Source organism: Oceanicola granulosus HTCC2516 (assembly GCF_000153305.1).
GTDB lineage: Bacteria > Pseudomonadota > Alphaproteobacteria > Rhodobacterales > Rhodobacteraceae > Oceanicola > Oceanicola granulosus.
In genome coordinates, this window is record NZ_CH724107.1 from 1,447,935 (window position 1) to 1,459,353 (window position 11,419).

Consider the following 11,419-nt stretch of genomic DNA (forward strand, 5'->3'; position numbering starts at 1 on the left):
CCATGACGAAGTACGCATCGACGGCGCTGTCCGTCGCGCTGGCCGGGCTGCTGCCGGCGGCGCTGGCGGCGCAGGAGGAGGGCACGCTCCGCCTCGCCACGTGGGACGACGAGGAGAGCCTCGAGATCATCGAATCCATCGCCGCCGCCTTCGAGGCTGCGCATCCCGGAACCGACGTCCAGATCGAGGCCTACGGCGACGGCTACGACACCAAGCTGTCGGCCGCGATGGGCGCGGGCAACGCGCCCGACGTCATGTACATGTGGAACTTCCCGGCCTACGCCGCTTCGCTGATGCCGCTCAACGACTTCATCGAGCGCGACGGCGCGGAGATGGACATCGACGACATCTCGCCCGCCCTGCTGGATGTCTCGCGGATCGACGGCAACGTCTACGGCATGCCCGCGGGCTTCACCACGCACGTGATCTTCTACAACCGCGACCTGCTGGAAGAGGCCGGCGTCGCCGAGCCGGAAGCCGGCTGGACCTGGAGCGACCTGCGCGAGAAGGCCGCCGCGGCGAGCGACCCCGAGAACCAGGTCTACGGCTTCGCCGTCGATGCCCGGCCCGACCCCTACGATTTCGAGCAGTTCTACTGGTCGAATGGCACCCAGTTCATCTCCGACGACGGCACCGAGATCGACGGCTACATGAACAGCCCCGAGGGCGCCGAGGTGCTGAACATGTTCGCCGACATGATCGCCTCCGGCGAGGCCGTGGCGCTCAATATCGGCGACGACGTCTCGGGCTCGGCCCTGTTCCGGGGTGGCAACCTCGCGATGTTCGAGGGCGCGATGTGGAACAAGGGCGGCATCGACGAGTCGGGCATCGACTACGGCATCGTCGGCCTGCCGGCCTTCGAGGGCAAGCCGGTCAAGAGCGCGATCAACTCGTCCGCCGTCTCGATCTCCGCCGACACCGATAACCCCGAGCTCGCCTGGGACTTCGTGAAGTTCTTCTCCTCGCCCGAGGCCGTGGCGATGCGGGTCAACGACCTGCCGGTGCGCGCCAGCGTGGCGGCCGAGACCGGGCAGGCGGACGACCCGATGCTGGCGCCGTTCTTCGAGATGCTGGAGGTCTCCGAGGGCACCTCGCCGGCGTTCCTCAAGCATGAGGACTGGGCCCGGATGCAGGAGAACCTGTCGGCGGCCATCGAGGCGACGATGATCGAGGGCGGCAACGCGCAGGCCCACCTCGACGACGCGGTCCGCCGGTCCGCGCGCTTCCTGCGCTGATCCGGGGAGCGGAGAGATGACAGTCACGACAGACACGGTCGTCGCCACGTCCTCCCGGCGGCGCAGGCGTCCGGTCAGCCACATGGTGCCGTGGCTGTTCATCTCTCCGTGGATCATCGGGTTCGTGGCCTTCACGCTCGGCCCGATGCTCTTCTCGCTCTACATGAGCTTCTTCGACTGGCCGATCGTCGGGGAGCGCACCTTCATCGGCCTCGACAACTACGTCACCATGACCACGCTCGACCCGCAATTCTGGGAGAGCCTCTGGATCACGGTGAAGTTCGCCCTGCTCTTCGTGCCGCTCAACATCGCCGTCGGCTTCCTGCTGGCGCTGCTGCTGAATGCCGGGCTGAAGGGCACGGGCGTGCTCCGGACGCTGTTCTACCTGCCCTCCGTCATCTCGGGCGTGGCGCTGGTGACGATCTTCTCCTGGCTCTATTCCTACCGCTTCGGCGTGCTGAACTACCTTCTGGGCTTCGTCGGGATCGATGGGCCGAACTGGCTGGGCGATCCGAGCTGGGCGCTGGTGGCGATCGTCTTCGCGAGCCTCTGGGGCGTCGGCAGCACGATGCTGATCCTGCTGGCCGGACTGCAGGCGATCCCGCGCGAGCTCTACGAGGCGGCCCGGATTTCGGGCGTGCCGGCCTGGGCGCGGACACTCTACATCACGCTGCCGATGCTCGGCCCGATGCTGCTGTTCTCGATCATCACCTCGATCATCTCGGCCTTCCAGCAGCTCACCTTGGCACTGCTGCTCACCGAGGGCGGGCCGCTCGGCTCCACCTATTTCTTCGCGATGTACATCTACGACAACGCCTTCAAGTACTTCGACATGGGCTACGCCGCCGCAATGTCGTGGATCATGTTCGGCATCGTCCTTCTGCTGAGCCTCGCGGTGATGAAATCCTCCTCGGCCTGGGTCCATTACGAGGGCGAGGTGCGCGGCAAGAAGGGAGACAAGTCATGACCCGCCCCCTGCTCTACGGTGCCGCGATCTTCATGGCGGCGCTGTTCGTCGCGCCCTTCGTCTGGACCCTGCTCACGGCGGTCAAGACCGAGGCCGAGCTCTACACCTTCCCGCCGTCGTTCCTGCCCGAGACGTGGCGCTGGGAAAACTTCCACACCGCCTGGACGAAGCTGCCGTTCACCACCTTCCTGACCAACTCGACCATCGTGGTGGTGCTCTCGACCGTCGGGCAGCTGTTCTCGTCGTCGCTCGTCGCCTTCGGCTTCGCCCGCTTCCGCTTTCCGGGCCGCGACGTGCTGTTCGTGGTGGTGCTGGCGTCGATGATGATCCCGTGGGACGTCAAGATGATCCCGCTCTACATGCAGTTCAACTTTCTCGGCTGGATCAACACGCTCAAGCCGCTGATCGTGCCGGCCTGGTTCGGCGAGGCGTTCTTCATCTTCCTGCTGCGCCAGTACATCATGTCGGTGCCGATGGAGATCGACGAGGCGGCGCGCATGGACGGGGCCAACAGCTGGCAGCTCTACTGGCGCATCCACCTGCCGCTCATGCTGCCCGCGCTGGTGCTCGTCGGCACGTTCCAGTTCATGAACGCCTGGAACGACTATCTGGGGCCGCTGATCTTCCTCAACGACCAGTCGAAATACACGCTCACGCTGGGGCTTTCGATGTTCAAGGGCCTGCACGGGCAGGACTTCATCTCGATCGCCGCGATCACCGTGGTGCTGTGCCTGCCGCCGCTCGTGCTGTTCTTCTTCGCCCAGCGCTACATCATGGACAGCGCGCTCGGCTCCTCGGTGAAGGGATGAGCAGGCTGTTCGACCCCCACGCGGTGCCGTTCAGCCGCCGCGAGCGTTTCCTGACGCTGTCGTGGATGGACGGCGCGCTGATGCTGCGCTCGGTGCGGGGCGGCGATCTGCGCCCCTCGCTCGGGCGGCTGGCGCGGCTGGCCTTCGAGACGCCGGGCGGCGCGGTGGAGCCGGAGTTCGAGCTGACGCCCGGGGCGCTTGTCGCCCGGGCGGGGGGCGGCGAGCTGCGCTTCTCCATCGGCGCGGGCGAGCGGCTGCACGTCGCGGGCGAGGGGCTGGCCGTGGTGCTGCATCTCGAGGGCTCGCGCTACGATTACGCCTACCGCACGCCGAGGGGCGAGGACTGCCTCGTCGCGGCGTTCGAGAACCTGCGGCTGATGCCGCGCGCCAGCGTCGGCGCGGTGGAGGTGACGGGGCTGTGGCGGCGCGACCGCTCCGAGGCGGTGCGCTGCCGGCTGTCGGGCGCGCGGCTGGAGGCGACGCTCGATCTTTTCACGGTCACGCCCCCTGCCCCGGCCACGCAGTCGCAGGCCGAGGCCGAGGCGGAGGCAGCGCGCGACTTCGAGGCCTTCCTCGCCGCGTTCGGCCCGGCCCGCGCGGGGGGCGACGAGGCGCGCCGGCTGGCCGCCTACATCCTGTGGTCGGCGACGGTGCCGGCGGGGGGCGCGCTGTCGCGGCCGGCGGTCTACATGTCGAAGAACGAGATGATCAACGTCTGGTCCTGGGACAACGCCTTCTCCGCGCTCGGCCTCGCCGAGGCCGACCCGGATCTGGCGCTCGACCAGTTGCGGGTGATCTACGACCGGCAGGACCCGTCGGGGATGCTGCCCGATTTCGTCCACGACGCGGGCGCGAGCTACGCCTTCACCAAGCCGCCCGTCCACGGCTGGACGCTGCTGCGGCTGATGGCGGACCGGCCGGGCTGGCCGTCGGCAGAGGTGCGCGCCGAGCTGGGGCGCGCGCTGGCGGCGCAGGTGGGCTGGTGGCTCACCGAGGCGCGGGCGGGGCGCGACGAGCTGCCCTGCTACCCGCACGGCAACGACAGCGGCTGGGACAACGCCAGCTTCTTCGACGAGGGCGGGCCGGTGCTGTCGCCGGACCTGCCGACCTTCCTGATCCTCTGCTGCGACGCGCTGGCCGTGCTGCGGCCGGACGAGGCGGCGCGGTGGCGGGACGAGGGCGAGGCGCTGCTGGCACTGCTGCAAGCCCGGCTCGGCGGCGCGGAGGGCTTCGGCACGCGCAAGCTGCACGGCGGCGATCTGCGCTTCGGGCGGACGCTGGCGGAGTTCATGCCCTTGCTGCTCGGCGACCGCCTGCCGCGCGCGCAGGCCGACGCGATGGTGGCGCGCTTCGAGCGCGACATGCTCACCGAGTGGGGGCCCGCGACCGAGGCGCCCGACAGCCCGCACTACGAATCGGACGGCTACTGGCGCGGCCCCATCTGGGCGCCGACGACGGCGCTGATCCGCGACGGGCTCATCGCCGCCGGGGCCGACGACCTCGCCCGGGAGGTCGCCACCCGCTATTGCCACCTGTGCGAGACGTCGGGGATGGCCGAGAATTTCGACGCGCTCACCGGCGCGCCGCTGCGCGATCCGGCCTTCGCCTGGACGTCGGCCGTCTACCTCGCCTTCACCCGGCAGCTCGCCCGCCGGACCGCCACCACAGAGGAGCTCGCGACGTGAGCGACACGACCACCGCCCGCCCCACGCTGAAGACCATCTGCGCCCGCACCGGCCTGTCCGTCGCCACCGTCTCCAAGGCGCTGCGCGGCTCCGACGCGGTGCGCCCCGAGACGCGGGCGCTGGTCGAGGAGGCGGCGCGGGAGGTGGGCTACCGGCTCAACCGCTCCGGCCTCGCGCTGCGCACCGGCAAGACCTACCAGATCGCCGCCGTGATGACCGCGCCGCGCCCCGAGGAGGACGAGTGGGAGGGGGTCGAGTACGCGCAGCTGTTGTCGGGGATCTCGCTGGCGCTGGAAGGTTCGCCCTACCGGGTGATGCTCTACGCGGTCGACGACCATGCCGAGGCGACGCAGGTGATCCGCCAGCTCGTCGACGGGGGCGAGGCCGACGGGGTGATCCTGTCGGGCACGCGCCCGCGCGACGAGCGGGTGGCGCTGCTGCAGGCGCGCGACGTGCCGTTCGTGACGCTCGGCACCACCGAGCACCACGCGCCGCACGCCTTCGTCGATACCGACAACGCCGCGATAATGGAGGTCGCGCTGCGCCGCCTCGCCGGGCGCGGGCACGAGCGGATCGCGCTGATCAACCCGCCCGCCGAGATGAGCTATGCCCGCACCCGCGAGGCCGTCTACCGGCGGATGCTGGACGAGCTGGGGCTGGCGGTGGACGAGGCGCTGATCCTGTCGGGCACGCTCAACCCGGCCTTCGGGCGCGCCGCCGTCGCCCGGCTAAGCGCGCTCTCCGCGCCGCCGACCGCCTATATCTGCGCCAACGAGGCCGCGGCGCTCGGGGCGCTGTCGGGGTTCGCCGAGCACGGGCTGGTGCACGGGCGCGACGCGGTCATCAACGCCACCGACGATCTCAATGTCAGCGCCTATTTCGTGCCGCCGCTGACCACCTTCTTCCTGCCGATCTCGCGGCCCGCGCGGCTGTTGGGCGAGTACATGCTCGCCCGGCTGGCGGGCGAGCCGGTGGAGAAGCTGCAGACGCTCCTGATGCCCGAGCTGATCGAGCGCTCCGACGACATCCTGACCAAGGAGGCCCGCCCGTGAGCACCCTCGTCGCACCGCCCCCCGCCCTGTCCGAGGCCGAAATCGCCGCGCTCGTCGCGCGCCATTGGGGGCTGTCGGGCCGCCTGCGGCCGTTGCCCTCGGAGCGGGATCAGAACACGCGGCTGAGCTGCGAGGCGGGGGAGTACGTGGTCAAGATCGCCAACCCGGCCGAGCCGCCGGAGGAGACGGCGATGCAGGTCGCGGTGCTCGAACACCTGGCGGGCGAGGGCGTGCCGGGGCTGCCGCGGATCCGGCCGACCCTGACGGGGAGCGCCACGGTGCGCGTCGATGTCGGCGGGCGCATGGCGCAGGCGCGGCTGGTGAGCTGGATCGCGGGCGTGCCGCTGGCCCAGTCGCCGCGCTCTCAGGCGCAGCTGCGCGCGCTGGGGAGCTACATGGGCCGGGTGACGGCGGGGCTGCAGGGCTTCGTCGCGCCGGCCGCGCACCGGCCGGAGTTCCTGTGGTCGCTCGACCACGTGGCGGCGCTGCGCGACTTCGTCTCCGACATCAAGGATCCTTCCCGGCGGGGAATGGTGGAGGGCCTGTTCGCGCGCCACGCCGAGCGGGTCGCGCCGCGGCTGGCGGGGCTGCGGGCTTCGGTGCTGCACCAGGATGCCAACGATCACAACGTCATAACCGACCCCGACCACCCCGAACGCATCGTCGGGCTGATCGACTTCGGCGACATGTGCCAGGGCCGGACGGTCAACGAGCTGGCGGTGACCATCGCCTACGCGATGCTCGACACCGACGCTCCGCTGGCGGCCGCGCGGGCGGTGATCGAGGGGTTCCACGCGGCCTTCGCGCTCACCGAGGACGAGGCGGAGCTGGTGATGGAGCTGGCGCTGATCCGGTTGGCGGCGTCTGTGTGTATCTCGTCGGTGCAGGCGGCGGAGCGGCCGGAGACGCGGTACCTGCTGATCTCGCAGGCTCCGGCCTTCGCGACGCTCGAGTTGCTGCACGACCTGCCGGCCGATCTGCTGGGGGCGCTGGGGCGCGTGGCGGCGGGGTTCGAGCCGATGCCGGGGGCGGCGGCGCGGCTTGCCTCTCTGGGCGAGGCGGCGCCGCTGATCGCGCCGGGGCTGGCGCGGCTGCCGCGCAAGGCGCCCGGCACGGAGCGTGCACCGGACGTGCACGGGGGGTGCACCGTGCCGGTGGCCGACGACCTGCCCGTGCTCGGCCTCACCGGCTGGGGCTCCGAGGCGCCCGACGGCCGCCGCCGGCTCGGGCTCGGGATGGAGGTGCCGGAGGGGACGCCGCTCCTCGCCACCCATGCCGGGCGGATCCTGCGCCGAAACGGCGACGCGCTGGTGCAGGAGATCGCGCCCGGCCTGTTCCTCGGCCTCGCCGGCCTCGCGCCGGAGGTGGCGGAAGGCGACGCGCTCGCGCCCGGCGACCGGCTCGGCCGCGCGACCGGCGCGCTCGATCTGCAGCTGATGCACGGCCTGCCCGACCTGCGGCCGCGCTCCGCCGCGCCGGGCGAGTGGGCGCTGTGGTCGGCGCTGCGGCCCGATCCGAACCTGCTGCTGGGGCTGGAGCCGGAGAGCTTCGTGCCGCCCGCCGAGCCGCCCGAGGCCCTGCTGGCCCGGCGGCGCGAGCGGATCGGCCCGTCGCTGTCGCTGTCCTATCGCCACAAGCTGACGATGCTGCGCGGGCGGGGCGCGTGGCTGGCGGATCATACCGGGCGGCACTGGCTCGATACGGTCAACAACATCGCCCATGTCGGCCACGAGCATCCGCGCGTGGTCGCGGCGCTGGCCGCGCAGGCGGCAACGCTCAACACCAACAGCCGCTACCTGCACCCGCTGATGGTGAGCTACGCCGAGCGGCTGACCGCGACGCTGCCCGCGCCGCTCGAGGTCGCGTATTTCGTCAATTCCGGCACCGAGGCCAACGAGCTGGCGCTGCGCATCGCGCGCACCGCGCTGGGGCGCAAGGAGACGCTGGTGCTGGACTGGGCCTATCACGGCAATTCCGGCGGCACGGTGGAGATCAGCCCCTACAAGTTCCGCCGGGCGGGAGGCTTCCCGCAGCCCCGCTTCCTCGAGGTCGCCCCCTTTCCCGACCCCTACCGCGGCGCACATCGCGGACCCGACAGCGCGCCCGCCTATGCCGCCGGGCTGGCGGCGCGGCTCGATGCGCTGGAGGCGCGCACCGGCAGCGGCGCGGCGGCCTTCATCGCGGAATCGGCCTCCGGCGTCGGCGGGCAGGTGTTCTATCCCGAGGGCTACCTGGCGCGCGCCTACGAGGAGGTGCGGGCACGGGGCGGTCTGTGCATCGCCGACGAGGTGCAATGCGGCATGGGGCGGATCGGCAGCCATTTCTGGGCCTTCGAGGCGCAGGGGGTGGTGCCCGACATCGTCGTCATCGGCAAGCCGATCGGCAACGGGCACCCGATGGCCGCCGTCGTCACGACGCGCGCGCTGGCGGAGGCGTTCGACAACGGGATGGAATATTTCAACTCGTTCGGCGGCAACCCCGTCTCGATGGCCGTGGGCCACGCGGTGATGGACGTGCTCGAGGACGAGGGGCTGCAGGCGCAGGCCGCCCTGACCGGGGCGCACCTGCTGGCGGGGATGGCGAAGCTGGCCGAGCGCCACCCGGTGATCGGCGACGTGCGCGGTGCGGGGCTGTTCCTCGGCATGGAGCTGGTCGAGGACCGCGACAGCCGGGCCCCCGCCACCAGGGCCGCCGCGGAGCTGGTCCACCGGCTCTACCTGCGCGGCATCCTCGCCTCCACCGACGGGCCCGACGACAACGTGCTCAAGATCAAGCCGCCGATGGTCTTCGGCCGCGCCGAGGCCGACCTGCTGCTCGACGAGATCGGCCGCGCCCTCTCCCACCTTTACCCGCAGGACTGACATGACCGCCGAGATGACGCGCCCCGAGCTGGGCGTCTGCTACTACCCCGAACAATGGCCCGAAGCGCAATGGGCGGACGACGCGCGCCGGATGCGCGAGCTGGGGCTCGACTGGGTGCGCGTGGGCGAATTCGCCTGGAGCATGATCGAGCCCGCGCCGGGGCGGTTCGAGTGGGACTGGCTGGACCGGGCGATCGACGTGCTGGGCGCGGCGGGGCTGAAGGTCATCATGTCGACGCCGACCGCCGCGCCGCCGCGCTGGCTGGTCGACAAGCACCCCGAGATCCTGCCGGTCGGGCCGGACGGCAACGTGCGCAAGTTCGGCTCGCGGCGGCATTACTGCTTTTCCTCGCCGGTCTTCCGCGGGGAAGCGGCGCGCATCGCCGAGGCGGTGGCCGAGCGCTACGGCACGCACGAGCACGTGGCGGCGTGGCAGATCGACAACGAATACGGCGATCACGACACGATCCACTCCTACTCGCCCGCCGCGCGCGACGCCTTCCGCGACTGGCTGGCCCGGCGCTACGGCGACATCGGGGCCCTGAACACGGCCTGGGGGACGTCGTTCTGGTCGATGCGCTACGACGACTTCGCGCAGATCGAGCTGCCCAACCAGATGGTCGAGGAGCCGACGCCGACGCAGCTCACCGACTTCCTGCGCTTCAGCTCGGACCAGGTGCAAAGCTTCAACCGGATGCAGGCCGAGATCCTGCGCAAGCACGCGCCGGGGCGGGCGATCACGCACAACTTCATGAACCAGAACGAGGATTTCGACCACCACGCGGTCGGCGCCGATCTCGACGTCGCCTCGTGGGACGCCTACCCGCTGGGCAACCTCGTCCATGGCCGCCTGCCCGAGGCCGACAAGCAGCGGCTGCTGCGGCATGGCGATCCCGATCAGCCGGGCTTCAACCACGATCTCTATCGCGGCGTCGGCAACGGGCGGATGTGGGTGATGGAGCAGCAGCCCGGCCCGGTGAACTGGGCCGATGCCAACCCCGCCCCCGCCGACGGGATGGTGCGGCTCTGGACCTGGCTGGCGCACGCGCATGGCTGCGAGATGGTGAGCTATTTCCGCTGGCGGCAGGCGCCGTTCGCGCAGGAGCAGTTCCATACCGGGCTGTTGCTGCCGGATTCAACGCCCGACCGGGCGTTTGCCGAGATCGAGGAGGTCGTCGCCGAGGCCGCCGCCCTGCCCGCCCTGCCCCCGCGCGCGCCCTCCGAGGTCGCGCTGGTGCTCGACTACCCGTCCCGCTGGGCGCTGAGCGCGCTGCCGCAGGGGCGCAACTTCCGCGCCGGCCACCATGCGCTCGACTGGTACAGCGCGCTGCGCCGGCTGGGGATCGACGTGGACATCGTCGGGCAGCACACCGAGCTCAACGGCTACCGGCTGGTCGTCGCGCCCGATCTGGTGATGGCCGATGCGGGCTTCATTAAGCGCATCGCGGCGAGCGACACGAAGGCGATCTTCGGGCCGCGCTCGGGCTCGCGAACCGAGGCGATGCACGTCACCGCGCCGCTGCCCGGCGCCGGGCTCGCGCCGCTGATCGAGCTGCGCGTGACGCGGGTGGAGAGCCTGCCCGACTGGCATTCCGAGAGCTTCCTGATGGGCAATGCCAGCCACGCCGCGCGGCGCTGGCGCGAAACCATCGAGAGCGACGCCGAGGTGCTCGCCACCTTCGAGGGCGCCTACCGCGAGGGCACGCCCGCCCTGGTGGGCAATGACCGGGCCCGCTACCTCGCCACCCTTCCCGGGGACGAAGGATTGCGGCACGTGCTCGAGGACACCCTGCGGTGGGCCGGCGTCGACACCCTGCCCGACCTCGGCCCCGACCTGCGCCTGACCCGGCGCGGCAACGTCACATTCGCGTTCAACTTCGGCTGCGAACCGGCCGCAGCCCCCGCCCCGCCCGAGGCGACGTTTCACCTCGGCGCGGCGCGGATACCCCCCGCCGGTGTCGCGGCATGGTCAGAGACATGACCGCCGCATTCAACAGGAGGAGACCACCCATGACGACCACCCTCACCCGCCGCGCGCTCGGCACCGCCGCGCTCGCGCTGCTGATGGCCGCGCCCGCCGGGGCCGCCGATCTCGGCGGCCAGCTGCTGCGCGTCGGCTCGGACACGACCTCGCCGCCGATGGAGTACATCGACACCGCCACGGGCCAGATCGTCGGCTTCGACGTCGACGTGGTGAACGCGATCTGCGAGCGCATCAACTGCCAGGCCGAGTTCATCACCACCGGCTGGGACGGCATCTTCGCCGCGCTCCAGAACGGGCAGTTCGACCTCGTCGCCTCGGGCGTCTCGATCACCGACGAGCGCGACCAGGTGATGGACTTCACCGATCCCTACATCGTCAACAGCCAGGCGATCCTGACCCGCGTGGATGCCGGCGAGATGAGCGTCGAGGACTTCGAAAGCGGCGGCCTCAGCCTCGCGGCGCAGGCCAACACGACCGACTCGATCACCGCCGCCGAGATTGTGGGGCGCGAGAACGTGCAGGCCTACGACACGTTCAACGGCGCGGTGCTCGCGCTGCAGAACGGCGACGTGGACGGCGTCGTCATCAACGGCGCCAACGCGGCCGCCTACGAGGCGCAGTTCGCCGGGCAGCTCGTCGTCGGCGTGACCGGGCTCAAGGCCGATCCGCTCGGGCTGGTGTTCCAGGAGGGCGATCCGATGCGCGACGCCTTCAACGAGGGGCTGGCCGAGATCAAGGCCGACGGCACGCTCGACGCGCTGATGGCGCGCTACTGGACCGCCGAGTGAGACGACCCGGGGCCGCCCGTCGCGGGGCGGCCCCGCCT

Annotated in this window: 8 protein-coding genes; all 8 read left to right on the top strand. The window is 71.1% G+C overall.

From position 1 onward, the window contains the following. Positions 1 to 2: 2 nt before the first annotated feature. From OG2516_RS06905 to OG2516_RS06940, 8 genes are read left to right on the top strand one after another with little or no spacing between them, the layout of a single operon-like run. Entirely contained in the window at positions 3 to 1,235 is a 1,233-nt protein-coding gene (locus tag OG2516_RS06905) for an ABC transporter substrate-binding protein (RefSeq protein WP_007254918.1), read from the top strand. A gap of 16 nt (positions 1,236 to 1,251) precedes the next feature. Further along, positions 1,252 to 2,202 (top strand): carbohydrate ABC transporter permease, encoded by a 951-nt coding sequence (locus OG2516_RS06910; RefSeq protein ID WP_040615010.1) that lies wholly within the window; start codon positions 1,252 to 1,254, stop codon positions 2,200 to 2,202. Continuing rightward, positions 2,199 to 3,011 carry a carbohydrate ABC transporter permease gene (locus tag OG2516_RS06915; protein WP_007254920.1) on the top strand — a complete coding sequence of 271 codons (813 nt, stop codon included), beginning with the start codon at positions 2,199 to 2,201 and terminating at the stop codon, positions 3,009 to 3,011. The genes OG2516_RS06910 and OG2516_RS06915 overlap by 4 nt, the downstream gene beginning before the upstream one ends. Further along, a complete protein-coding gene (locus OG2516_RS06920) occupies positions 3,008 to 4,696 on the top strand; it encodes an amylo-alpha-1,6-glucosidase (protein WP_007254921.1) in 1,689 nt (562 codons plus the stop codon). The genes OG2516_RS06915 and OG2516_RS06920 overlap by 4 nt, the downstream gene beginning before the upstream one ends. Continuing rightward, on the top strand, positions 4,693 to 5,748 hold the full coding sequence (locus OG2516_RS06925; protein ID WP_007254922.1) for a LacI family DNA-binding transcriptional regulator: 1,056 nt from the start codon (positions 4,693 to 4,695) through the stop codon (positions 5,746 to 5,748). The genes OG2516_RS06920 and OG2516_RS06925 overlap by 4 nt, the downstream gene beginning before the upstream one ends. Then, positions 5,745 to 8,609, top strand: a complete 2,865-nt coding sequence (locus OG2516_RS06930; protein ID WP_007254923.1) for an aminotransferase class III-fold pyridoxal phosphate-dependent enzyme — start codon at positions 5,745 to 5,747, stop codon at positions 8,607 to 8,609. The genes OG2516_RS06925 and OG2516_RS06930 overlap by 4 nt, the downstream gene beginning before the upstream one ends. A 1-nt stretch (position 8,610) precedes the next feature. Further along, positions 8,611 to 10,590, top strand: a complete 1,980-nt coding sequence (locus OG2516_RS06935) for a beta-galactosidase (protein ID WP_007254924.1) — start codon at positions 8,611 to 8,613, stop codon at positions 10,588 to 10,590. 29 nt (positions 10,591 to 10,619) lie between these two features. Continuing rightward, positions 10,620 to 11,381, top strand: a complete 762-nt coding sequence (locus OG2516_RS06940; protein ID WP_007254925.1) for a transporter substrate-binding domain-containing protein — start codon at positions 10,620 to 10,622, stop codon at positions 11,379 to 11,381. Positions 11,382 to 11,419 lie beyond the last annotated feature (38 nt).